The organism is bacterium (genome assembly GCA_030685015.1).
In the GTDB taxonomy this organism is placed as follows: Bacteria; CAIWAD01; CAIWAD01; order CAIWAD01; family CAIWAD01; genus CAIWAD01.
In genome coordinates this window covers 1-23321 of record JAUXWS010000051.1, presented here as the reverse complement: position 1 = coordinate 23321, position 23321 = coordinate 1, and the positions used below count along the sequence as shown (strand labels likewise).

Annotated in this window: 22 protein-coding genes; 16 read left to right on the top strand and 6 right to left on the bottom strand. The window is 70.5% G+C overall.

Going from position 1 to position 23321, the window contains the following annotated elements; genetic code table 11:
- Positions 1 to 769 precede the first annotated feature (769 nt).
- Genes mobB through Q8O14_06950 form a run of 4 tightly spaced genes read right to left on the bottom strand, consistent with a single transcriptional unit; the run spans position 770 to position 4619 of the window.
- On the bottom strand, positions 770 to 1936 hold the full coding sequence (gene mobB, locus Q8O14_06965) for a molybdopterin-guanine dinucleotide biosynthesis protein B (protein MDP2360478.1): 1167 nt from the start codon (positions 1934 to 1936) through the stop codon (positions 770 to 772).
- Entirely contained in the window at positions 1933 to 2436 is a 504-nt protein-coding gene (moaC, locus tag Q8O14_06960; GenBank protein MDP2360477.1) for a cyclic pyranopterin monophosphate synthase MoaC, read from the bottom strand. Before moaC ends, mobB begins: the two co-directional genes overlap by 4 nt.
- 1 nt (position 2437) lies before the next feature.
- Positions 2438 to 3376, bottom strand: coding sequence for a GTP 3',8-cyclase MoaA (gene moaA, locus Q8O14_06955; GenBank protein ID MDP2360476.1), 939 nt, complete (start codon positions 3374 to 3376; stop codon positions 2438 to 2440).
- A gap of 7 nt (positions 3377 to 3383) precedes the next feature.
- Positions 3384 to 4619 (bottom strand): molybdopterin molybdotransferase MoeA, encoded by a 1236-nt coding sequence (locus Q8O14_06950; GenBank protein ID MDP2360475.1) that lies wholly within the window; start codon positions 4617 to 4619, stop codon positions 3384 to 3386.
- Between the two features lie 299 nt (positions 4620 to 4918).
- Here Q8O14_06950 and Q8O14_06945 point away from each other — a divergent pair, with 299 nt between their 5' ends.
- Positions 4919 to 5320 (top strand): OsmC family protein, encoded by a 402-nt coding sequence (locus tag Q8O14_06945; GenBank protein MDP2360474.1) that lies wholly within the window; start codon positions 4919 to 4921, stop codon positions 5318 to 5320.
- Between the two features lie 97 nt (positions 5321 to 5417).
- On the opposite strand, the gene Q8O14_06940 is transcribed toward Q8O14_06945, so the two are convergent.
- Together Q8O14_06940 and Q8O14_06935 are read right to left on the bottom strand one after the other, a co-directional pair.
- Positions 5418 to 5903, bottom strand: coding sequence for a metal-dependent transcriptional regulator (locus Q8O14_06940; GenBank protein ID MDP2360473.1), 486 nt, complete (start codon positions 5901 to 5903; stop codon positions 5418 to 5420).
- 380 nt (positions 5904 to 6283) lie between these two features.
- The gene (locus tag Q8O14_06935) at positions 6284 to 6982 is read right to left on the bottom strand and encodes a response regulator transcription factor (protein ID MDP2360472.1); all 699 of its coding nucleotides are present in this window, start codon (positions 6980 to 6982) and stop codon (positions 6284 to 6286) included.
- 71 nt (positions 6983 to 7053) lie between these two features.
- Between Q8O14_06935 and Q8O14_06930 the strand changes: the two genes are divergently transcribed.
- The 15 genes from Q8O14_06930 (at position 7054) to fsa (ending at position 23185) form a co-directional block, all read left to right on the top strand.
- Positions 7054 to 7683, top strand: coding sequence for an ATP-binding cassette domain-containing protein (locus Q8O14_06930; protein MDP2360471.1), 630 nt, complete (start codon positions 7054 to 7056; stop codon positions 7681 to 7683).
- Positions 7673 to 8491: an ABC transporter permease gene (locus tag Q8O14_06925; protein ID MDP2360470.1), complete on the top strand. Its 819-nt coding sequence runs from the start codon at positions 7673 to 7675 to the stop codon at positions 8489 to 8491. Before Q8O14_06930 ends, Q8O14_06925 begins: the two co-directional genes overlap by 11 nt.
- On the top strand, positions 8470 to 9432 hold the full coding sequence (locus Q8O14_06920; protein MDP2360469.1) for a hypothetical protein: 963 nt from the start codon (positions 8470 to 8472) through the stop codon (positions 9430 to 9432). Before Q8O14_06925 ends, Q8O14_06920 begins: the two co-directional genes overlap by 22 nt.
- 209 nt (positions 9433 to 9641) lie before the next feature.
- Positions 9642 to 11357: an aromatic amino acid hydroxylase gene (locus tag Q8O14_06915; protein ID MDP2360468.1), complete on the top strand. Its 1716-nt coding sequence runs from the start codon at positions 9642 to 9644 to the stop codon at positions 11355 to 11357.
- Complete coding sequence (locus Q8O14_06910) at positions 11348 to 11518, top strand: hypothetical protein (protein ID MDP2360467.1); 171 nt, start codon at positions 11348 to 11350, stop codon at positions 11516 to 11518. The genes Q8O14_06915 and Q8O14_06910 overlap by 10 nt, the downstream gene beginning before the upstream one ends.
- 23 nt (positions 11519 to 11541) lie before the next feature.
- Positions 11542 to 12630, top strand: coding sequence for a 4-hydroxyphenylpyruvate dioxygenase (gene hppD / locus Q8O14_06905; GenBank protein ID MDP2360466.1), 1089 nt, complete (start codon positions 11542 to 11544; stop codon positions 12628 to 12630).
- A gap of 14 nt (positions 12631 to 12644) precedes the next feature.
- The gene (locus tag Q8O14_06900; protein MDP2360465.1) at positions 12645 to 13808 is read left to right on the top strand and encodes a homogentisate 1,2-dioxygenase; all 1164 of its coding nucleotides are present in this window, start codon (positions 12645 to 12647) and stop codon (positions 13806 to 13808) included.
- A gap of 39 nt (positions 13809 to 13847) precedes the next feature.
- Positions 13848 to 14495, top strand: a complete 648-nt coding sequence (locus Q8O14_06895) for a hypothetical protein (GenBank protein MDP2360464.1) — start codon at positions 13848 to 13850, stop codon at positions 14493 to 14495.
- A gap of 93 nt (positions 14496 to 14588) precedes the next feature.
- The gene (locus tag Q8O14_06890; protein MDP2360463.1) at positions 14589 to 15071 is read left to right on the top strand and encodes a GyrI-like domain-containing protein; all 483 of its coding nucleotides are present in this window, start codon (positions 14589 to 14591) and stop codon (positions 15069 to 15071) included.
- Positions 15072 to 15127: 56 nt separating this feature from the next.
- Positions 15128 to 15904: an SDR family oxidoreductase gene (locus tag Q8O14_06885; GenBank protein MDP2360462.1), complete on the top strand. Its 777-nt coding sequence runs from the start codon at positions 15128 to 15130 to the stop codon at positions 15902 to 15904.
- A gap of 89 nt (positions 15905 to 15993) precedes the next feature.
- Positions 15994 to 16326: a hypothetical protein gene (locus tag Q8O14_06880; GenBank protein MDP2360461.1), complete on the top strand. Its 333-nt coding sequence runs from the start codon at positions 15994 to 15996 to the stop codon at positions 16324 to 16326.
- Between the two features lie 535 nt (positions 16327 to 16861).
- On the top strand, positions 16862 to 17935 hold the full coding sequence (locus Q8O14_06875) for a hypothetical protein (protein ID MDP2360460.1): 1074 nt from the start codon (positions 16862 to 16864) through the stop codon (positions 17933 to 17935).
- A gap of 31 nt (positions 17936 to 17966) precedes the next feature.
- Positions 17967 to 21140: a FlgD immunoglobulin-like domain containing protein gene (locus Q8O14_06870; GenBank protein MDP2360459.1), complete on the top strand. Its 3174-nt coding sequence runs from the start codon at positions 17967 to 17969 to the stop codon at positions 21138 to 21140.
- A 567-nt stretch (positions 21141 to 21707) separates the two neighbouring features.
- A complete protein-coding gene (locus Q8O14_06865) occupies positions 21708 to 22541 on the top strand; it encodes a tRNA pseudouridine synthase A (GenBank protein ID MDP2360458.1) in 834 nt (277 codons plus the stop codon).
- Complete coding sequence (gene fsa, locus Q8O14_06860; GenBank protein ID MDP2360457.1) at positions 22538 to 23185, top strand: fructose-6-phosphate aldolase; 648 nt, start codon at positions 22538 to 22540, stop codon at positions 23183 to 23185. The genes Q8O14_06865 and fsa overlap by 4 nt, the downstream gene beginning before the upstream one ends.
- Positions 23186 to 23321: the final 136 nt, after the last annotated feature.

Here is a 23321-nt window from a genome sequence, read left to right as displayed (position 1 = left end):
CCCCACCCTCCCGGGGCACTGGGGTTTCGCCCAAAAGTTCACTGAATAGCCCCCCGATTGGCGTGCAGAAGAAGGAGCCGTCCAGACGCATGGACAGGGGCGATCCGCCCCAGCCTGATGCCGGATCCAACGTCTGCGCGGCCGCCCATCATGCTTCCCTTGTCCTCGGGTCCATTGGATTCCAGGTACATGGTCGCGGGATGGCGACGAATGCCGACCTCCCACAGGGCTCGTGGGGATGGGCGGTGTGGTCTTGTTCCGTTTCTTGAAAAACACGCGCGATCCCTCCCACCACCTCCCCACCCTCCCGGGGCACTGGGGTTTCGCCCAAAAGTTCGCTGAACATGCCTAAAAACGATGTGCAGATAAAGGGGCTGTCCAGTCGGCCCAACAGGGGCGATCCACTCCAACCCGACTCCGCCCTTGCTGTCCAGGCTGCCGCCCAACGTGTTTCTCCGGCCTTCGCGCTCTTTGGATGCAAGGTACCTGCTCGCAGAATGCGCGATGGCCGCCAACCATCCACACGGTTCGTGGGGATGGGCGGGGTGATCCTGTTCCGTTTCGTGAAGATCACATGTTTTCCCTCCCACCACCTCCCCACCCTCCCGGGGCACTGGGGTTTCGCTGAAAAGTTCGCTGAACACGCCCCCAAACGGTGTGCAGATTTAAAGGCTGTCCAGTGGGCCCCACAAGGGCGATCCACCCCAGCCCGGTTCCGCTTCCACCGTCCAGGCGGCCGCCCTCCTGCGCCCTGGGCCTATCCCGGAGATTATCGATCCTCCCGCCACCGCAGGCGCGCCGCCTCCAGCTCCTCCGGCCGGTTGACGTTCTCCAGCGCCCGCGGATCGGGCAGGTCGAGGAGGAGGGCGCCCTTGTGGTCCAGGGCGCGACGCGGGCAGCGTGTCTCCGCCGCCAGGTTGCCCAGCAGGAGCGCGCGCGAACGGGGCTCCCACACGGCGCAGAGCGGCTCGGGCAGCCCGCTGGCGGGATCGCGGAAAGCCGTCGCCACGCGCCAGGGGTCGCGCCCGGCCAACAGGGCGTCCAGGAGCTCCGGCGTGACGAAAGGCAGGTCGCAGCCCAGAACCAGCCAGGCCGCCTCCGGGTCCGCCTCGAGGGCGGAAAGGATGCCGCCGACCGGACCCATCTCCACGAAGCGGTCTTCGATGAGGGGGCGGCCCAGCATCTCGCGCCCCTGGCCGGCCCGGGCTGAGATGTGCACGGTCTGGCAGCAGGACTCCAGCAGGCGGGCGGCGCGCTCCACCTGCGGCACGCCGTCGTACTCGAGCAGGGCCTTGTCGCGGCCCATGCGCCTGCTGTGGCCGCCCGCCAGGACCAGGCCGCGCAGGGGGCGGGCCGCCAGCCGGGCCGTGAAGCGCTCCAGCAGCCAATCGGCGATGCCCGCCACGTCGTCACGATGGAAGAGGGGGGGCGCCTCCCCCGCGGGCAGGGCGGCGGCCCAGGCGGCGGGAAGAGCTTGGTCCACCCGACCGGACTCCTTGGTGAGCAGCCCCGCCACGCGGAGCGGCTGCTCGGTGGGTTCGCAGCCCTCGAGGAAGACAAGTTTGTCCAGGCGCGGCTCCCGCCGATAGCCTTCCAGCAGCACCAGATCGCAGGCGGCGAAGAGCTGGCGGGAGAGGGCGGGCGCGGCGCCTCCCGTCAGGCCGCCCGCCCAGGCCTCGCCGGACTGGATCTGCAGGGCGCAGGCCCCCGCCTCGCGCAGGCGCCAGGTGTCCTTGCCCTCGTGGTCCATCTGGAAACCGTGGACGTCGCGCTTGACATAGCCCACGCGGCGGGTGGGGGCCAAGCGGCGTACGAGCCGCTCCAGCAGGGTGGTCTTGCCGCTGCCCGAGTGGCCGCAGACGGCCAGCTCGAAGGGGTGGAAGAGGGGGCCGCGGCCTTCGCCACGCCGGCCCTCGCCGTGACGTCCCCCGCTCATGCCGGCACCAGGCGACCGTCACGCACCGTGCGGCGGCCACCCTCCTTCTCCAGCAGGCGGATGCCGTCGATGACCAGCTCGTGGCTGAGCGCCTTGCACATGTCGACGATGGTGAGGGCCGCCACCGCCACGCCGGTGAGGGCCTCCATCTCCACCCCGGTGCGGCCGTGGAGGGCGGCCTCGCAGCGCAGTAGGGCGACGGCGCACCCTTCGTCGCCCGCCTCCACCTGGATGCTGAGCCGCACGCGCTCCAGCGGCAGCGGGTGGCAGAGGGGGATCAGCTCGGCCGTGCGCTTGGCGGCCATCGTCCCGGCCAGGATGGCGGTGTGGAGGACGGGCCCCTTGGGGCTGTCCAGCTCGCCGTCGCGAAGCAGGGCGGCCACGGCAGCGGGCAGCCGGACCCGCCCCTCCGCCAGGGCGCGGCGCGCCGTGACGGGCTTGCCGCCCACGTCCACCATGGCGGGGCGTCCGTCCGGATCCAGGTGGCTCAATCCTTCCATTTCACCCTCCAATCCTGGCCATCACCTCGTCCACCTGCGCGATGCGGTCCAGCGGCCTCATGGCCAGCACCCGCGCCAGCGCCGCGAGCAGCTCCGCGGGAGGCAAGCCGCGCAGGTCGAGGCCATCGCCGCTCATCAGGCATGCGCGCAGGAAGCCGGTGGCCGACAGCCGCAGGCGCGAACAGCCGGCGCAGAAGGGGCGCGACTCGCTGGCGATGAAGCCGATGCGGCCGCCGCCCGCCGTGGCGTAGTCGAAGGAGGTGGCGTCGGGCGGCCCGGGCAGGGGCGTGAGCCGCTCCCCCGCCGCCCGCAGCGTGGCGATCACTTCGTCCGCCGGGATGAACAAGGCAGGCTGCCGCTGGGACGCGACCCCGATGCGCATCAGCTCCAGGAAGCGCACGGTCACGCCCTCTGCTTCGGCCAGGCGCAGGAAGTCCGGCACCTCGCCGTCGTTGAGCCCGCGGAAGAGGACCACGTTGAGCTTGACCTGCAGGCCCTGGTCGCGCGCGGCTCGGGCGGCGGCCAGCACCTGCGCGGGTTGGCGGCCACCGGTGATGCGGGCGAAGGTCTCCGGCCGCAGGCTGTCCAGACTGATGTTGACGCCGTGCAGCCCCGCCCCGCGCAGGGCGGGCAGGAGCGGTTCCAGACGCTGGGCGTTGGTCGTCATGCCCAGCTTGGCGATGGGCAGGCGCGCCAGGCCGCGCACGATCTCCAGCAGCTCGGGGCGCAGGGTGGGCTCGCCGCCGGTGAGGCGCAGCTCGTCGATGCCCAGCTCCGCCAGGCGCCCGACCAGCTCGATCAGCTCTGCCGCGGGCAGCAGGCGCTGGTGCGGCAGGAAGCGGGGAGTCGCGGGCAGGCAGTAGAAACAGCGGAACTGGCAGGCGTCCGTCAGGGAGACGCGCAGCTTGCGGATGCGCCGGCCGGCTGGATCCAGCAGCATGGTCACCTCAGCTCCAGGGGTGGAAAACGGCGACGGCACCGGTCTCTTGCCGATTGTGGCCGGCGTGGGGCTGATCCAGCTGGACGAAGCCCGCGCTGCCGACCAGGGCCAGGTAGTCGCCGCTGCCCGCGGTGGGATGCGGCCAGGCCAGGGTGGCGCCCGCCTCCTCGCTCAAGGCCACGGGCAGGAAGAGGGTCAGGGGGCCGATCCCCTCCACCGCCTGGGCCAGCCGCACGGGGCGGGGGGCCGGGGGGCGGCCGGCCACCTCCGCCAACAGGGGCAGCAGGTAGCGGTGCAGGCAGACCAGGGCCGAGACCGGATTGCCCGGTAGCCCCAGCACCAGCCGCGGCGGCTCGCCCGCCAACACGGCCGCCAGCAGGGGCTTGCCCGGCCGCTGGGCCACGCCGTGGAACAGCAGACGCGCTCCCGCCTCCCGCAGCAGGCCGGGCACATGGTCGAAGCGGCCCCGGGAGACCGCCCCCGAGAGGACCAGCAGATCGGCCCGGGCCAGGGCGCCTTCGATGGCGGCGGCCAGGCGGCCGGGATCGTCGTCCACGAGGCTCAGCTCCGCCTCGCCCTGTCCCGCCGCGGCCAGGGCGGCGCGCAGGGCCAGGCCGTTGCTGGCCCGGATCTGCCAGGGCAGGGGTCGCTCCCCGGGCGGCACCAGCTCGCTGCCGGTGGCGATGAGGGCGATGCGCGGCCGCCGCAGGACGCTGAGGCGGGTGGCTCCCGCGCTGGCGGCCACGGCCAGGGCCGGGCTGTCCAGGCGCGTGCCGGGCGCCAGGAGCAGGCTCCCCGCCTGTCCGTCGCTGCCCTGGACATGCACGCAGGCGCCGGCCGTGAGGGGGTGGTCGGCCGCCAGCCTCACCAGCGTCCCTTCGCGCTCAAGCTCCTCGACGGGCACGACGCAATCGCAGCCCAGGGGCAGGAAGGCGCCGGTCATCACTTCGATGGCGGAGGCGGGATCCGGCAGACGGAGGGGCGGCTCCCCGGCCGCCTGGACACCAGCCAGGTGGAAGGCGCGGCCACCCTCCGCCCAGGCGGCATGGGCCAGGGCCACGCCGTCCATGGTCACCCGGGGAAAGGGGGGCAGGTCGCGGTCGGCCAGGACCGGCGCGGCCAGCACGCGTCCGGCGGCCGCCTCCAGCGGCAGCTCCTCGCGGCCCCAGTCCGGCCGGGCGGCCTGCAGCAGGGCATAAGCCTCGGCCACACTGAGCAGGATGGGCTGGTCGGGTCGGGCCATGTACTCTCGTCTGCCTGCCGTGGGAGTTCGCGGGGGCCGACCAGGGGCAGCCGCCCTGGCTGTCCGGCGTGGTCGAACCGTGGTCGGCCGGAGGCACGCGGTCCTCCGTGCGGCCATGATAGCATGGAGGCCGGGACAGGCAAACCATTTTCATTTGAAAATAGTTGTAGGTATCAAACAAAATTGCCAGGTTGGGGCGGCCCGATGGACCAACTGGCAGGCTGTCCGGCTCGGGCTTTTTGGGCGAGTCTGGCAGGCCACTGGGCTGACGAACCACACAATGTGAAGAGGAAGGATCCATGGCGAGCATGAAAGTCGACTTCCCAGGTGGCAAGCGGGTGGACGCCCACTACAACGGATTCAACATCCGCACGGACCAGTCCGTCCGGGGCGGCGGCCAGGGCAGCGCCCCCCCGCCCTTCGACCTCTTCCTGGCCTCCATCGCCACCTGCGCCGGCATCTATGTCAAGGGCTTCTGCGACACGCGGGGCATCGCCACGGACGACATGACCATCGAGATGGCGATCGAGCCCGACAGCACGGGCCGGCGCGTCGGCCGCCTGCAGCTGGACATCCACCTGCCCGCCGGCTTCCCCGTGCAGTATCGGGACGCCGTGCTGCGCTCCGCCGAGCTGTGCGCCGTCAAGCAGCACCTGCACGAGCCGCCCCTCATCGAGGTGAGGGCCGTCGCCGCCTCCTGAGGGGGCGACCCATCCGGACACGAAGAGGGGGGCGGGCGCCCCCCTTGCCATGTCATGCTGGTGATGCAGGCCGCGAAGTGGCCAATCCCGACAGCTGCTACAAATCGCAGTCGGGGCAGCCTTCCCCGCTCAGGCGGCCCTTGAGGAAGACCTGGTAGTGGCGGACCCAGGCGCCGGCGTCCTTGCCGCAATGATCGATGAACTCGAGGAAGGTGCCGATGCGGTCCAGGGTCTGGGGCGAGACGATGTGCTCCATCTCGCAGGCGTCGGCGTCGGCCGTCTTGCGGTCCACGCCCAGGATCTCGTGCAGGAAGCGGGTCAGCACCCGGTACTTGTCCAGCACCGCCAGGGCCGCCTCGCGCCCGTCGTCGGTCAGGTCCACGTAGCCGTAGCGGCTGTGGCGGCAGAAGCCGCGATCCGTCAGTCCCTTGATGGCGCCGTTGACGGAGGACATGGTGACGTTCAGGTTGGCGGCGATGTCCTTGACGCGGGCCACCTTTTGCTCCTCGCAGAGCAGGTGGATCGTCTTCAGGTACATCTCCTGGCTGGAACTCAGGGTGAGAGCGATGGATTCCGGACTCATGCTTCCTTCCCGGCCCCGGGGGCCTGCTGACCTGGGGGAATTGTAGCAAACCGGAAGGGGCGACCATGGCGGCCCACATCAGGTGAAGCCCGGCTTGGTAACTGAGGCGCGCCAAGCATCCTGTCGGGCTGGGCCACGTTGCGGTCTTCATCGCCCCACCCGACGCTTGCGCCGGGCCTGCCGGTCCCATTCGACGAAGATCTCTTGCGGGTAGGTGCCATTGCGCGACGCGAAATCACCGCCGAATGGCCTTCGGCATGGGCGCGATTCCATTGTGGGTTCATGCCCGACAGGCTGCCCGTGCCCGATTCTCGCGAAACATCCTGAGATGAAGTGGCGGTGGCGATCACGGCATGGCGCAGTCCACAGGCGCAGGGGGATTAATCTTCGTCGCGGAAGCGGTAGCCCACCCCCCGCACCGTCTCCAGCAGCACGCCCTGGACGCCCAGCTTGCGGCGCAGGCCCACCATGTGGACGTCCACCGCGCGCTCGGTGACGGCGTAGTCCTCGCCGCGCACGGCGTCCACGATCTGGTAGCGCGTGAAGACCCAACCCGGCCGGGCGGCGAGCAGGGCCAGGATCTGGAACTCGGTCCAGGTAAGGGCAAGGAGGCGTCCCTCGAGCAGGACCTCGCGCCGGCCCCGATGGATGGTGAGGGGGCCGCGGCGCAGGAGTTCCGCCTCGGACTGGCCGGCGGCCTCCTCCTGGCGGCGGCGGAAGACGGCCTGCACGCGGGCGATCAGCACCCGGGGGCTGAAGGGCTTGGTGATGTAGTCGTCGGCCCCCAGGTTGAGGCCGCTCACGATGTCGTTCTCTTCGCCCCGCGCCGTCAGCATGACGATGGGCAGGGTCTTGGTCGCGGGGGCCGCCCGCAGCCGCCGGCACAGCTCCAGCCCGTCCATGCCGGGCAGCATGAGGTCGAGCAGGAGCAGGTCGGGGGGGGCGGTCCGCACTTCGCGCAAGGCGATCTCGCCGTCCCCGGCGGTGCGCACGGCGTAGCCCTCTTTTTCCAGCACGTGGCGCAACAACTCCTGGATGTCCGCCTCGTCCTCGACGATCAGAATGCTCTGTGGATCCATGGCGCGCTCCCGGGGATTGACGAACTTGCCGCCACCCCATTTTCGCAATCCTGTGTTTGGATCAGGTTGGCATGATGTTCGAATTGGACCGCCTCGAGCTGGGCTACGCCGGCCGCACCCTCCTCCGTCCGCAGAGCCGGCGCCTGGAGCCGGGCCGGCTGCTGCTGCGCGGCGCCTCGGGCTGCGGCAAGACCACCCTGCTGCGTGTCCTGGCCGGACTGGGCCGGCCGCGGGCGGGCGGCCTCTCCTGGCGGGGCGCGCCCCTGCAGGCCGGCGGCCTGGCCGCCCATCGCCGCCGCGTGCACCTGGTCTCCCAGCAGCCGCTCTTGCCGGGGGACGACCTGGAGGAGGCCCTTGCGCTGGGCCTGACCTTGCGCGGCCTGCCCACGCCGCCCCGATCACGGCTGCGGGAGGAACTGGCCGCCCTGGGGCTTGCCCTGGACCTTGACGCCCCGCCCGCGGTCCTGTCCGGCGGCGAGGCCATGCGCGCCACTGTGCTGCGCGGCCTGCTCATGCCCGTGGACCTGCTGCTCCTGGACGAGCCGACGGCGGGTCTGGACGAGGCGGCGGCCCGCCTGTTGCTGGACCGCCTGGCGGCGCCCGGCGTGCCGCCCTTGATCGTGGCCAGCCACGATCCCCGCTGGCTCGCCTTCTGCCACCGCCGCGTCGAGCTGCGCGGGGAGGCGCTCCATGACGCCTGAAAGCGCCGTGCGCGAGATCGGCTGGGTGGGGCTGGCCCTCGCCTTCCTGCTGGCCCTGGCGCCACTGTGGGTCTTCCGCAACCTGCGCCTGCCGCTCAAGGGGCAACTGGGCGTGGCCCTGGCCCGCATGGTCCTCCAGTTGGGGGCGATGGGCTTGGTGCTGGAAGTGCTCTTCCGGCTGGACACGCCGCCGGCCACGCTGGGCTGGCTGCTCGTCATGCAGGCGGCGGCGGCCCACGCTGTCCTGCGGCGCACCGCCCTGCGCGTCCGCGGGATGGCTCCCCTCCTGCTCGGGGTGATGGTGCTGGCCGGCGGCGGTGTGCTCGCCTTCTGCCTGGTGGCCGTGGTGCGGCCCCAGCCCCTGCTCGAGGCGCGCTACCTGATTCCCCTGGGCGGCATGATCCTGGGCAATTCCATGAACGGCATCACGCTGGCCCTGGAGCGCCACCTGGCCCGCCTTTCCTCGGCGGCAGGCCGGCAGGAATGGGAGACGCTGCTGGGACTGGGGGCCAGCCCGGAGGAGGCGCGCCGGCGCTTCAGCGGTCAGGATCTGCGGGTCGCCCTGATGCCCACCCTCAACACGACGGCAACCATCGGACTCGTCTCCCTGCCCGGCATGATGACCGGCCAGATCCTGGGCGGCAGTCCGCCCGCCACCGCCATCGCCTATCAGATCGTGATCATGCTGGCCATCCTCGCCGCGGTCAGCCTGTCGGCCTGGCTGGCCGTGCGGGCCCTGCACTGGCGGCTGGTGGACGGGGACGGCCTCTTCCGCGAGGGAGGACCATGGACATCGACGCAAGCCTGAAGGCCCTGCGCCTGGACCGCCGCGCCGGCAGCGCCCACCTGGGCGGACGGGCGCTGGACTTGCTGGCCGCCGCCGCCGCCCTCCCCGCGGCGGGGGAGCGGCTGCCCCGCCTGGTGCGCCGGGTCGCCCTGGCCCGCCCCGTGTTGGCGGCGACCGGCAGCCTGGCCCGGCGCTGGCTGGAGGAGCTGTGCCGCGGCCTGGTCCTGGATCCACGCCGGGAAGGGTGGCGGGAGTCCCTGGCCCGCTGCGGGGACGGACTGGTGGCACGAGCGGGGGAGGAGGCGCGGACCACCTTGCGGGACGAGCTGGAGCGGGCCGCCGCGGGACGGCGCGCCGCCTTTGCCCGCGTGGTCGCGCCCGGCATGACCTTGCTGACCATCAGCCATTCCTCGCAAGTGGAGGATCTGTTGCGGACATTGCCCGCCTCCTGCCGCGTGCTGGCGGCCTCTTCCCTCCCTGGCGGCGAGGGCCGCGCCCTGGCGGCCCGCCTGGAGGAGGGCGGACAGGCGGCGGAGGTGGTGACGGACAGCGGGCTGGCGCGGGCGGCGGCGGCGGCGGACCTGGTGCTCCTGGGGGCGGACGCCCTGCTGCGCCCGGCGACAGTGGACCTCCGCCGGCCGGCGGCGGCTCTGCCTGCGGCGGAGGGGGAGGGCTTCGCACCGGCCGACCTGTGGGGAGTCAACAAGCTGGGCAGCCGCCTGCTCCTCCAGACGGCCCGCGCCGCCGGCACGCCGGTGGCCCTGGCGGCCGGTCTGGAGAAGTGCACGGGGGATCCGGCCCGGCCCTTCATCCGCGGTCCGCGCCGGGAACGGCTGGTCTTCGAGTCCTTTCCCCTGGGCGCCGTCCGCCACTTCCTGACCGGCCCCCACCCCGCCACCCGCCGCCAGTTGGATGAGGCGGCCGGGGCCGACCATGAGCGCTGGCGGCTGTTCATGAATTAACGGAGCAGGGGGCCGATCCGCGTTGCCGCCCCCCGCCGCTCTGCGTATCTTCCCGCTGCCAATCGAGGTTAATGCCGGGCGGCAGGCAGCCGGCCCGGCCCTCACAATCCATACAAGCGCCGACAGGAGCAGGGGTGAGACACGGAACCGACCGCGGGACGGCCGCTGGCCGGCCATGGCCGGACGCCAGCAGGAGGCCGGAGCCGATCATGGAGATTCCCGCGCATCTGAAGGCCTGGACCGTCGAGCAGCGGCCCGACCTCTACACGGCCATCGACCAGGCCGCCTGGCGCTACATCATGCGGGTGTCGGGCGCTTTCTTCTCGCGCAAGGCCCACGCCGCCTACCTGGAGGGCCTGCGCGCCACGGGCATCTCCCCCGAGCGCATCCCCCTCATCCAGGAGATGGACGAGAAGATGAAGCGCATCGGCTGGCGGGCCGTGGCCGTCTCCGGCTTCATCCCGCCCCAGGCCTTCATGGAGTTCCAGGCCCTGGGCATCCTGCCCATCGCCTGCGACATGCGCAAACTGCAGCATATCCTCTACACGCCAGCCCCGGACGTGGTGCACGAGGCGGCCGGCCACGCCCCCATCATCGCCGACCCCGACTACAGCGACTATCTGCGCGCTTTCGGCGGCATCTCCCGCCAGGCCATCTACAGCGGGCAGGACATGGCCCTTTTCCGCGCCATCCGCCACCTCTCGGAGGTGAAGGAGGACCCCGCCGCCACCCCCGCGGCCATGGACGCCGCGCAGCGCCGCTTCGAGGAGACGGCCGCCGCCCTGGACTGGGTGAGCGAATCCAACGAGTTGAGCCGCCTCTACTGGTGGACGGTGGAGTACGGCTTGATCGGACCCCTGGAGGATCCACGCATCTACGGGGCCGGCCTGCTCTCCTCGGCGGGGGAGAGCTGGCACTGCCTGGGGCCGCGGGTGAAGCGCCTGCCGCTGGATGTCGGCTGCGTCCAGGTCGCCTTCGACATCACGCGCCAGCAGCCCCAGCTCTTCGTCACGCCGGATTTCCCCCACCTGCGCAGCGTGCTGGAGGAGTACGCCGCCACCATGGCCTGCCGCACCGGCGGGCGGGCGGCCCTGGAGAAGGCGCTGCACGCCAAGGCACCCACCACCACCCGACTCGACTCCGGCCTGCAGGTGAGCGGCGTGCTGCAGGAGGTGCTGACCGACGGCGAGAGCCGGCTGGGCTACTTGCGTTGGGGCGGGCCCGTCCTCCTGGCCGAGGATGACCAGCCCCTCCGCGGCCATGGCCGCGAGACCCACGTGCACGGCTTCGGCGCCGCCGTGGGCCGCCTGGCGGGCGGGCGCCGCTGCGTCGGCGAATTGGGCGCGGAGGACCTCCGCCAGCTGGGTTTCGGCGGGGGCGGGCGCGGCCGCCTGGAGTACGCCTCCGGCCTGGTGCTGGAGGGACGCATCGGCGAACTGCGGGAAACGGGCGAGCACAACCAGCTGATCCGCTTCGAGGACTGCCGGGTCACCTGGGGCGACCGCCTGCTCTTCGATCCGGCCTGGGGCAGCTACGATCTGGTCTGTGGGACGGAGGCCGTCTCGGTCAGTGGCGGCTGGGTGGATCGCGGCGTGGAGCCGGAGGACCTGCCGGCCGGGCCTGCGGCGATGAAGTGCAACCTGGACGACGCCAACCGCGATCTGGCCAACCTTTATGCCGAGGTGCGCCGCGTCCGCGAGTCGGATGAGCGCGGTGCGCACATCGAGCGCCGCCTGGGCCGGGTGGCGGAGCGCCTGGAGCGGGACCATCCCGCCGACTGGCTGCTGCGACTGGAGCTGGTCGAGTTGGAGGACCGCCTGCCGGCGGAGCTGGGTCCGGTCCTGCGGGAGCGCCTGGCCCGGCTCGAGGCGGCGGGTCCGGAGGCGGGGGAGCTGATCGGGCGGGGACTGGCGCTGTGCAGTTGAACCTGTTCTGGTTGGCCGCCGCCGTGGACGGCTTCCTGGCCGTGGCGCTGGGCGCCTTCGGAGCCCACGCCCTGCGCGACAGCCTGAGCGCCCAGGCCGCCGACTGGTGGCGCACGGCATGGCTGGGCGGCTGGCTCAGTCTGGCCCTGTTGGCCCTGTGAGACACAACCAAGCGAGGAGCGACATGTCCGCCTACCCGACCCTTCGCCGCCTGCACCACGTCGAGTTCTGGGTGGGCAACGCCCTCCAGGCCGAGTACTACTACCGCAACGCCTTCGGCTTCTCCCGCGCCGCCTACCGCGGCCTGGAGACGGGGGCGCAGGACCGCTGCTCCTACCTGATGGTCCAGGGCAAGGTCCGCCTCGTGCTGACCGGGTCCCTGCGTCCGGAGGAGAACGAGATCGGCCGCTTCCTGGCCCGCCACGGGGACGCCGTGCGCGACCTCGCCTTCGAAGTTGACGACGTCGGCGAGGCCTTCCGCCTGGCGGTGGCCAACGGCGCGGCGCCGGTCCTGCCGCCCACGGAGCAGCGCGACGAGCACGGCCAGGTGGTGCGCGCCTCCGTCCAGGTCTATGGCGACACCATCCACAGCTTCATCGAGACGGGGGCCTATCGCGGCCCCTTCCTGCCCGGCTACGCGGCCCAGGGTGTGCCGGGCGAGGGCGTCGGCCTGCGCATCGTCGACCACGTGGTGGGCAACCAGGAAGACGGCCGGATGGAGGAATGGGTGGCCTGGTACGAGCGGGTGCTGGGCTTCCAGCGCTTCCTCTCCTTCGACGACAAGGACATCTCGACGGAGTTCACCGCCCTGCGCTCCGTGGTGATGGCCGCCCCCAACAACATCATCAAGTTTCCCCTCAACGAGCCGGCCCCCGGCCTGCGCAAGAGCCAGATCGAGGAGTACGTGGAGTTCCACGGTGGCGGCGGCGTGCAGCACGTGGCCCTTCTCACCGACGACATCCTGGCCACCACGAGGGCCCTGCGAGCCAACGGCGTGCAGTTCCTGGACGTGCCCGACAGCTACTACGAGACGGTCACGGAGCGGGTGGGCCCCATCGCCGAGGATCTGGCGGCCATCCGCGAGCAGAGCATCCTGGTGGACCGCGACGACCGCGGCTACCTGCTCCAGCTTTTCACCAAGCCGGTGGAGGACCGCCCCACCCTCTTCTTCGAGATCATCCAGCGGCGGGGCAGCCAGAGCTTCGGCAAGGGCAACTTCAAGGCCCTGTTCGAATCCATCGAACGCGAGCAGCAGCGGCGCGGCACCCTGTAGACCCCGGAGGCGAGATGCCGATCTACCACAGCCTGGGCGAGATCCCGCGCAAGCGCCACACCGTCTTCCAGGGTTCGCGCGGGCGCTTCCACTACGAGGAACTGGTGGGCAACAAAGGTTTCACCGGCCCCTCCTCCCTGCTCTACCACGTCAACCGCCCCGCCGCCGTGCGCGGGGAGCGCCTCCTCCGCCGCCTGGACTGGGAAGCGGAGGACGCCGGTCCGCTGCGCATGCGCCATCTGCGCAGCCGCCAACTGCCCGTGGGTGGCGGCATGGTGGACGGCCGCGTCCCCCTCCTCTTCAACCGGGACATCGCCGTCTCCGTCTGCCGGCCGGACCACGCCGAGGACTGGTTCTACCGCAATGCCCAGGGCGACGAGCTGGTCTATCTGGCCGAAGGCGCCGGCGCGCTGGAATCCCAGTTCGGACGCCTGGAGGTGGGGCCGGGGGACTATGTCGTCATTCCGCGCGGCCTGCTCCACCGGTGGCGTCTGGACGCCGCCGCCGGGCCGGCGCACCTGCTTGTGGTCGAAAGCGCGGGCTGGATCCGCACGCCGGAGCGCTACCGGGGCGAGTTGGGGCAGCTCTTGGAGCACAGCCCCTTCTGCGAACGGGACATCCGCCGCCCGGCGCAATTGGCCACCATCGACGAGGAGGGCGAGTTCCCCCTCGTCGTCAAGCAGGGCAACATCCTGAGCGAGATCCTGCTGCAGTACCACCCCTTCGACGTGGCGGGCTGGGACGGCTACTACTACCCCTACGCCTTCAACATCGCCGATTTCGAGCCCATCGTCGGCCGCATCCACCAGCCGCCCCCCGTGCACCAGACCTTCGCTTCCGACGGATTCGTGGTCTGCAGCTTCGTGCCGCGCCTTTTCGATTTCCACCCGGAGGCCGTGCCGGCGCCCTACCACCACGCCAACGTGATGACGGACGAGGTGCTCTTCTACGCCTCCAGCGAGTTCATGAGCCGCAAGGGCATCGAGTTCGGCTCCCTCACCCTGCACCCGGACGGCCTCGTCCACGGGCCTCATCCCGGGCGGGCCGAGGCCTCGGTGGGGAAGGCCGCCACCGAGGAGCTGGCGGTGATGATCGACACCTTCCGGCCGCTCCAGGTGGCGCGTGCCGCGCTGGGGATCGAGGACGAGGACTACCCGCGCTCCTGGCTGGAGCGGTGAGGCGCATCCTGTCAACCGACGAGTGGGATTGAGTCGACCATGGCCGGCAAGCTGACCCCCAAGATCATCCTCGAGGGGACGCGGCTCACCTTCAAGACGGAGCTGGCCTTCGCCCTCAACGAGCATCCGCGCGTGGTGGGTCCGCGGCGCTACCGCTACCATTCGCCGCTCATCTCCGCCGAGTGGTGCGCCTTCACCAATTTTCCCTGGGGCCGCGGACTGATCAACTACGCCCCCGAGGAGGAGGAGCGGGCGCTGGAGACCTACCGCGTCTGGCTGCGCCTCTTCCAATTGCAGCGCTACTATTCGTGGATCGTGGACCGCTTCCACCTGTCCACCCAGTGCCACCAGCTGCGCGAGCACGGCCGCGCCCCCGATTTCGCCTGGCTGGAGGAGGGCTTGGCCCGGCTCAACTTCCGCCTTGTCTTCTGCCACCGCCGGCCGGAGAGTTTCGTGGCGGCCCGGGAGCGGCGCCTGCCCGTGTCGGGCAAGCCCTCCCAGTACGAGGACCTGTCCGCCTTCGTGGCGGAGCAGGAGGAGATGCGCCGCCTGGCCCGCGCCAGCCGACTGCCCCGCCTGGAGCTGGACCTGTCGGACAACGACGTGGCCGCCGCCGCCGATCGCGTGGCGGACTGGCTGGAGGCGAGCGGGGGCCTGACCCTGCCCGATGGAAGGGAGGACTGGTGAGCGGGACCAAGGCCGCGGCGGGCTCCGTCGTCTGGCGCGATCCGACCGCGCCTTCCGTGGCGGTGCTGCCCGGCCCGATCAAGGAGGAGCGACATGAAGCCTGAACCCCGGGTGGAACTTGTCCATCTGCCAGAAATGACGGTGGTGGGCTATGAGATCCGCACCAGCATGGCGGAGGAGCGGAGCGCCCGCGAGATTCCCGCCTTCTGGGAGCTCTTCCACCGCGAGCAGCGGCAGGAGGCCCTGCCCGCCTCCACCGTGCCCGGCCTGCTGCTGGGCCTCTGTCATGACGAGGGCGCGGACGGCTCCTTCCGCTATGTGATCGGCGTGATGGCGGCGGACTCGGCCAGCGCCCTGGATGACCAGGTGCGGCTGGTCCTGCCGGCCGCCCGCTGTGCCCGCGTCACGGTGCAGGGCGCCATGAGCCGCGCCATCCCCGAGGGCTTCCGCTGGTTCCACCGGGAGTGGCTGCCCGCCACCGGCCTGACGGCGGCGGCGGGCGTCCAGTTGGAATGGTACGACCACCGCACCTGCGGCGAGGTGCCGGAAGTGGATCTGCTCATTCCTGTCAAGTAGCCCGCGCCGCAGGGAAGGTTTGCGCCGCACCGCGGGACGGCGAGTGGGGGAGTACCATGGATCTCGACCTGGCCGGACGCTTCTTCCTGGTGGCGGGCGGCACGCGCGGCCTGGGCCTGGGCGTGGCGCAGGCCCTGCTGGCGGAAGGGGCGGCCGTCTCCATCTGCGGACGCGATCCCGCCCGCCTGGCCGAGGCCCTGGCCGGGCTGGGCGGCCTGGCGGAGGGCCGGGCCGTTGATCTCTGCGACCCCGCCGCGCTGGCGGGCTGGGTGGAGGAGGCGGCCACCCGCCATGGCCGCCTGGACGGCCTGCTCATCAACGCCGGCGGTCCGCCCAAGGGCGCTTTCGAGGCCTTCGACGACGCCGGCTGGCAGGCCGCCTTCACGCTTACTCTGCTCAGCGCCGTGCGCCTGGCCCGGGCGGCCCGGCCCCATCTGGTCGCCAGCGGAGGCGGTTCCCTCGTGGCCCTCACCTCCACCTCCGTGCGCGAGCCCATCGACTTCCTCATCCTCTCCAACGTGATGCGGGCCGGCGTGGCCAGCCTGGTGAAGAGCCTGGCGCGGAGCTGGGCCGGCGAAGGCATCCGCGTCAACAGCCTCATCCCCGGCTTCATCGCGACGGAGCGCCTGGCCTTCCTGGAAGGCGCCCTGGCGGCGGAAGCAGGGCGTCCGGCGGCCGAGCAACGCCGCCTGCTGGAGGCGGAGATCCCCCTGGGCCGCTATGGCGCCGTGGCGGAGTTCGCCCGTGCCGCCGCCTTCCTGCTCTCGCCCGCTTCTTCCTATGTCACAGGCGCCAGCCTGGTGGTGGACGGCGGGCGGCTGCGCGGCATCTGATCCGTCCGGCTCCCCCGGCGGCCGACCCGGCCCGTCTGGCGCGGCGGCAGGTTGGAAGCCAAATTGGATCCCACCACAAAGGAGAACCCATGACCTTCCTGTATCTGTCCTCCGACCACATGGGCGAGGGTGACCTCGCCTTGGGGCGCAAGCTGCTCAAGTCCTTCCTGGCGGAACTGGCCGCCTCCGGCACGCCCGTGGATCTCATCGGCTGCGTCAACCACGGTGTTCTGCTCACGACGGAGGGCAGCCCCGTCCTGGCCGAGCTGCAGGCCCTGGAAGCGGCGGGGGCGCGCATCGCCTCCTGCGGCACCTGCCTGGATGCCCTGGAATTGCGCGAGCAGCTGCGCTTGGGCATGGTGGGGAGCATGGACATGACGGTCAAGGTGATGTCCACGGCGGATCGCGTCATTCGGCCCTAGCACTCTGTCGGGCTTGGACCTTCGATGGGATTCGCGCCCATGTCGCGGACCATTCGGCGGAGATTTCGCGTTGCGTAATGGCATTTGCTCGCAAGAAATCTGCGTCGAATGGGGCCGGCAGGTCCGACGAAAGCGTCGGGCAGGGGCGATGAAGACCGCGAAACAGCCAAGCCCGACAGACTGCCAGCCCGCCGGATGTCGGAGTTTCCCCTCTGTCAAGCCCGGCTTACAACCGTGCCGGATTCCGGGGCGGGGGGTCCCGTCCGCCGTCCGGCGGCCTGTCGGGCTGGGACCTTTGAGGGGATTCGCGCCCATGGCGAGACCGGTTTTTCGGAGATTTCGCGACGCAAACAGGACCTTTGTGCAAGGAAGCTGCGAAAATCCGGGCCGAGCGGGGGAGATGAAGACCGCGAAGTGATCAAGTCCGCCAGGCTGCTGGAATTGCTGGAATGATTTTTGCTTAATGATTGAGCCATGCCATCCCGGCCATCACCGCCGGCGACCGGTCAGCCATTGGAAGGAATTGCTGCACAACATGAAGCAACGTCATTTGTTGGCCCTGGGCCTTGGGGTTCTGGCCGGCCTGCACTCGTGCGCGGACCGGGAGGATGCCCTGCAAAGCGGATTGAACCTGGTGGGCGCGTGGTCGGACACCTACAACGAGGTGGCGGACCTGGCGGTGGGCACCGACATGCTCTTCGTGGCCGCCAACCAGCGGGCCGGGGTGCTCACCTTCGCCCGGGGCGACGAGGCGGCCCCCTTTCCCCGGGGTGGGGCCCCCGGCATCGATAGCCTCTACGCCCCCGGCGACCGGAGCTACATCTCCGCCGCCCAGGTGGCGGACCGTTTTCTGTTCCTGAAGCTGTCCACCAACCTGCTGGCCTTCGACATCCGGAATCCCCTGCAGCCCCGCCACGTGCGCACCTTCTTCGCCAGCGGCGTCAACCAGGTGGAAGCCCTCATTGAGGACGGCCTGGTCCACCTCTACTACAGCGACCGCAGCGACGGCCTCTCCCTGCACAGCTTCCCCCTGGACACGGCGGGACTGGCTCCCGGCGACCCGGGGCGCTGGTTCATGAACGGCGACAATCCCACCTCGGATTACGTGAGCACCTTCACGGCCTTCGAAAACGACGGCAACGACCTGGAGGTGGAGGGCGACATCATCTATCTGGCCGACGGCCGATTCGGCTTGAAGGTCTTCCAACACCAGGGGGCGCGCCGCCCCATGCGCCTGGCCGAGATCGCCAGCCTGCGCCTGCCGGGGGACGCCCTCCGCATCGCCGTGCAGGACGGGCTGGCCGCCATCGCCATGGGCGGCGACGGCCTCGCCGTGGTGGATGTCTCCGCCCCCAACCGACCCTACCTGCGCAGCGTCCTCAAACCGGGCGGCACCACCCTGGACGTGGAACTGGGCGGCCGCCACGCCTACCTGGCCAACAGCTCCCGCGGGGTGATCGTGGCGGACCTGCGCGACCCCGCCCGTCCCCTCCCCCGCTGGCAGCAGTCGAGCAGCTACGCCCGGCGCATCAAGCTGGACGGCGGCCGCATCTATGTGGCCGACCAGATCGACGGCCTGCTCATCCTGGACGACCCCCTGGCCCGCTGAGCAACTCGAACACGCATAGAAAGGGAATGACATGCGACGCACCCCGCGCCAAACCTGGAGCAGGCTTGCCCTGAGGGGAACCGGCCTGCTGGGCCTGGTGGCCTGCGCCTCCGCCGTGGACCCGCCCCTCTACTGGAACCAGCCGGATGGGGCGGCCGTCCGCCAGGGCTACCACATCGAGTGGCAGCGCACGGCCGAGGAAGGGGGACCCGGCGAGTTCATCATCAGCTGGTCCGACACCCGCTTCGGCATGCGCGACCTCTTCGCCCAGAAGCTGAGCGCCGCCACGCCCGGCCAGCCGGCCCTCTGGAGTTCCAACGGCGGGGCCGTGGACGCGCTCATCGTCAACAACGGCCCCATCCGCCAGGAGGACCCGGTCCTGATCGGCGACGGGGCCGGCGGCGCCATCGTCAGCTGGATCGATTTCGCCGAGGATCCGCGCGGCGACATCTACGTCAATCGCCTGGTGGACGGCCCGGGCGGCTCAGGCGCCTTCGCCCCGGGCTGGCCGGCCGACGGCGTCGTGATGTGCACGGCCTGCGCCAACGGCAGCGAGAACATGTCCAAGAGCCACTGCATCGACGGCGCGGGCGGATCCTGGGTGGCCTGGACGGACCACCGCGGCTCCACCTGGGACATCTACATCTCCCATGTGACGGCCGCGGGCTCCATTCCCGCCGCCTTTCTGCCCAACGGCCTGCTCGTCGTGGGGGAGGTGGGCGACCAGGAGGCCCTCACCATGGAGCACGACGGACAGGGCGGCGCCTTCCTGGCCTGGGTGGACAAGCGGGACGCCGCAGACGACAACCTCTACATCGAGCATGTGACGGCCGCCGGCACCCTCGTCAACGGCGCCGGCGGCGTGCCGGTGGTGCAGGTCCCGGGGAGCCAGCACTCGGTCAAGGTGACCTGGGACGGCGGCACGGGCTGCTTCGTGTCCTGGGTGGACCTGCGCAACGACAGCGCCGGCGACATCTACCTGCAGCATTACAACGCCAACCTGCAGCCCAGCTTCGCCGTGGGTGGCATTCCCATCGCCGCCCAGGCCTTCAACGCGGAGAAGAATCCCCGCCTCTCCTATGCCGGGGACGGCGCGACCCTGCTCATGTGGGAGGACAACCGCAACGACCCGGGCAACACCCTGGCCGACGTCTACTGCCAGAAGGTGACCGTCGGCAACACGGCCATGTGGGGAGCCGGTGGCGTGCCCGTCACCCTGGCCCCCGGCCACCAGCAGCAGGCCCGCGTGCTGGGCGATGGCGCCGGCGGCGCTTTCATCGTCTGGCAGGACGGCCGCGCCGAAACCTACAGCTCCATCTATGCGCAGAAGCTCAACTCCTCCGGCGTGCGCCAGTGGGGCAACGACGGGACGGTGGTGGTGGATCGCGCCGACCTGGGCGCCGACGCCATCGCGCCCGCCCTGCGGGCGGACAACCAGGGCGGGCTGTTCGTGGCCTGGGGCGACCTCAGCCGCGGCAGCCTGGGCATCTTCACCCAACACCTGAATGCGACCGGCGTCCGCAGTTTCGGCAACAACGGCCACGACTCGGCCTGGGGCATCTCCGGCTCCTGCGCCCGGGTCAAGAACCTGGCCCAGCCCGACGGCACCATGGTCTTCTGGATCGATCCGCGCAACGCGGGTGGTCCCCACGTCTACCTGCAGAAGCTGTCCCGCGCCAACGGCGCCCCCGTTTTCCCCAACAACGGCATCCCCGTCGCCCTGGGCCTCGCCGGCGGGCAGATCAACTATCAGGTGCTGGCCGACGGCGCCGGCGGCGCCTACGTGCTGATCGAGGCGGGCTCCGAGTCCGCCCAGCGCGCCTGGCTGTCCCGCATCGACGGCAACGGCCAGCCCGTCTGGGACGGCCCGCGGCCCGTCACCCCCGGTTTCGACGAGCAGAGCGGCCTGGAGTACCAGGAGCGCACCCGCCTGCTGCGCGCCGGCAATCGCCTCATCGTCGCCTGGAGCGGCGTGGACACGGACTACAGCGACTTCCTCGCCGAGGTGGGCGTGCAGGCCTTCGACGAGGCCGGCAATGTGCTGTGGGGCGACGACGGTCTGCGCATCACCTCCACGCCGTCCATCCATGAGAAGCTGAGCGACATCGCCCTTGGCCCGAACGGCGGCGTTTATCTGATGTGGGATTCCGGCAACTGGCAAGACACCAACGTGATGGCGCAGCTCGTGAACGCCCAGGGCCAGCCCGTGCTGGCGGCGGGCGGCGTCGTGTTCGCCGGCGGCGCGGGCAAGCAGGAGCAGGCCATCGCTGTGGCGGGCGACCACGGCAACGTGCTGGGCCTCTGGCTGGACTACACGGCCGAGTTCTCCAACAGCGACCTCATCATGAACTCCATGAACTCCGCCGGCACGGTGGAGTGGACAGCCAACGTGGATCTGCGTCCCCAGTCCCAGAAGACGCCCGTGCTCGTCTCCGATCGCCAGGGCGGCGCTTTCATCGCCTACACGGACTTCTCCAACGGCCAGAACGACGACGTCTACGCCCAGCATGTGCTGGCCGACGGCAGCCTGGCCTGGGACGAGACCTCGACCCCCGTCGGCGTCGGCGCCGGCACGCAGGAGGACGTGGCGGCCACCGTGGTGCCGCGCGGCGGCTGGTCGGGCCTGGTGCTGGCCATGGCCAGCGAGGAGGCGGGCGACACGACGGGCTACAAGGATCTGTGGGCCCGCGACTCGCATGTCAATCCACAGGGTGGCGCCATCGGCGAGCACCGCTACGAAGGCCAGGTCCTCCACTTCTTCCACACCCAGCGCGAGCCCTTCCTCAGCCACGACCTGGCCGACGGCGTCTACCTGAGCTGGGTGGACATGCGGGCCTCGGGCAAGGAGGATCTCAAGGACGTCTACACGACGCGCCTGCACCGGTCCGGCGAAGACACGGGAGTGGAGGGTCCGCCCGCCCAGGTGCGCGGCTTCCAGCTGGCCCAGAACGTGCCCAACCCCTTCAATCCCGAGACGGCCATCGAATTCCAGATCCTGCGGGCGGCCGAGGTGCGGCTGGAGGTCTTCGATCTCCAGGGCCGCCTGGTGCGCACCCTGGAGCAGGGGCCGCTGGGCGTCGGCACCCACCGTCGCGTCTTCGACGGGCGCGACGCGTCCGGCACGCCGGTGGCGTCCGGCCTCTACATCTACCGGCTGCAGGCCGGCGGTCACGAGGAGAGCCGCAGCATGCTGTTGCTCAAGTAGCGCGACGCGGCAAGTCCACTACGACGCCCTCCGGCCATGCGGTCGGGGGGCTGTTCCTTTCAGTCCTTCCCACCAGCTCCACTGGCCCGGGTGCGCGCCGACTCCCACTGGCCGCCCCGCCTGTCCAGGCGAGTGACGGTGAATCCAGGCTTGATCCTCATGAGGGGCGGCCCGCCCATCTCCAGATCCGCGTGGGCATGGCGGGAAGCCGCCTGCCGGCAATGGGGATTTCCGAAGGTGGGAAGCCACAAGAGGGCCCAGACCCAGGAAGCTTGATGAGAGCATGCATGTAATGCGTCAGACTTCGGTGGCAAGGCAAAGAAAAACGTATTGATCGGGGAGACATTGATCATGGGAAGTTCATCCGATCTGGACTGAAGTGAATCATGGGCGTGGGCTTGCCCCCAGCGCCAGCCCGCCCCAGGCTCCGGCGCCATGGCGGGCGGCTGCTTTGCAATGCCGCGGCTCTGGTGGTACTTTTTCGCGTCAGGACGAGACCGCCGGCAAAGGGACGGAAGCAGGTGGACATTGGCTCCGGCAGCGGCGCTGAGAACCTTTTCCATAGAAGTGGCCTACGATGGCGCCGACTTCGCGGGATGGCAGATCCAGCCCGGAAGGAGAACCGTCCAGGGTGAGTTGGGCGCCCTGTGCGGGCGCATCCTGGACCAGCCCCTCAGCCTGACCGGAGCCGGCCGGACGGATGCCGGCGTGCATGCCCTGGCCAGCCTCTGCAGTTTCAGCGCCGTGACACCGCGCCGGGCCGGCGAGTTGTGGCATGGCTTGCGCCGCCTGGCGCCGGTGGATCTGCTGGTCCGGCGGGTGGATGAACGGCCGGCGGGTTTCTCCGCCCGCTTCAGCGCCCGGGCCAGGCAGTACCTCTACCGCATGGTGCGGGGCGCCGACCCTTTCCGCCGGCGGAACGCTTGGTGCACGGGCCACCGACTGGAGGCCGACCGCATGCGGGAGGCGCTGGCCCCGCTGGCGGGGCGGCGGGACTGCCGCGGATTATGCGTGGCCACTTCGCTGCCTGCGGCCGCCTGGTGCGAGTTCCAACTGGCGGAACTGACGGAAAGGGACGACGAGCTGATCTTCCGGGTGCGCTGCGACCGCTTCCTGCACAGCATGGTGCGCAGCCTGGCCGGCACCCTGCACGATGTGGGGCGCGGCCGCCTGGGTCCGGAGGTGATGGCGGAGATCCTGGCGCGGGGCGACCGCTCCCTCTGCGGCGTGGTGGCGCCACCCCAGGGCCTGCATCTGGAGCGCGTCGTCTACGAGGACTTCGCCACGGGCGGCCCTGTGGGGTGGAGCTGCCGGGAGGACGGGGCGGCCGCCACCGGCGACCCGTCCGCGTCCATCGGTGGACATGCGAGCGAAACCAAGAGGAAGGTCAAGAGCGAATGAAATTCTTCATCGACACCGCCAATCTGGCGGAGATCCGCGAGGCGGCTGCCATCGGCATCCTGGCGGGCGTCACCACCAACCCCACCCTCATCGCCCGCGAGAAGCGGCCCTTCCAGGAGCTGATCCTCGAAATCTGCCAGCTGGTGGACGGCCCGGTCAACGCCGAGGTGGTGAGCCTGGACGCCGAGGGGATGGTGCGCGAGGGCCGCGAGCTGGCCAAGCTGCATCCCAATGTCTGCGTCAAGATCCCCATGACGGTGGAGGGCCTGAAGGCCGTGAAGGTCTTCAGCGGCGAGGGCGTGATGACCAACGTCACCCTCATCTTCCAGCCGCTGCAAGCGCTGATGGCGGCCAAGGCCGGAGCCAGCTTCGTCAGCCCCTTCGTCGGCCGCCTGGACGACATCGGGGAGACGGGCATGGACCTGGTGGCTGACATCCGCCGCATCTACGATGCCTACGCCCTGGACACGGAGATCATCGTCGCCAGCGTGCGCCATCCCATCCACGTGCTGGAGGCGGCCCGCATCGGCGCGGACATCGCCACCATCCCCTTCAAGGTGATCCAACAGCTGGCGCAGCATCCCTTGACGGACAAGGGCATCGCCCAGTTCCTGGACGATTGGAAAAAGGTGCCACAGGCCTGAGAGTCTGTGAAAAAACCTCCCACTGAGTTATTGTGTGACACAAGCCCAGCGTGGAGGTACTTAATGCACCCGATTGACTCCCCTCATCTGCACGATCCGGCGTTGCCGGATCCGACTCTTGGGCGTGTGCTTCGCG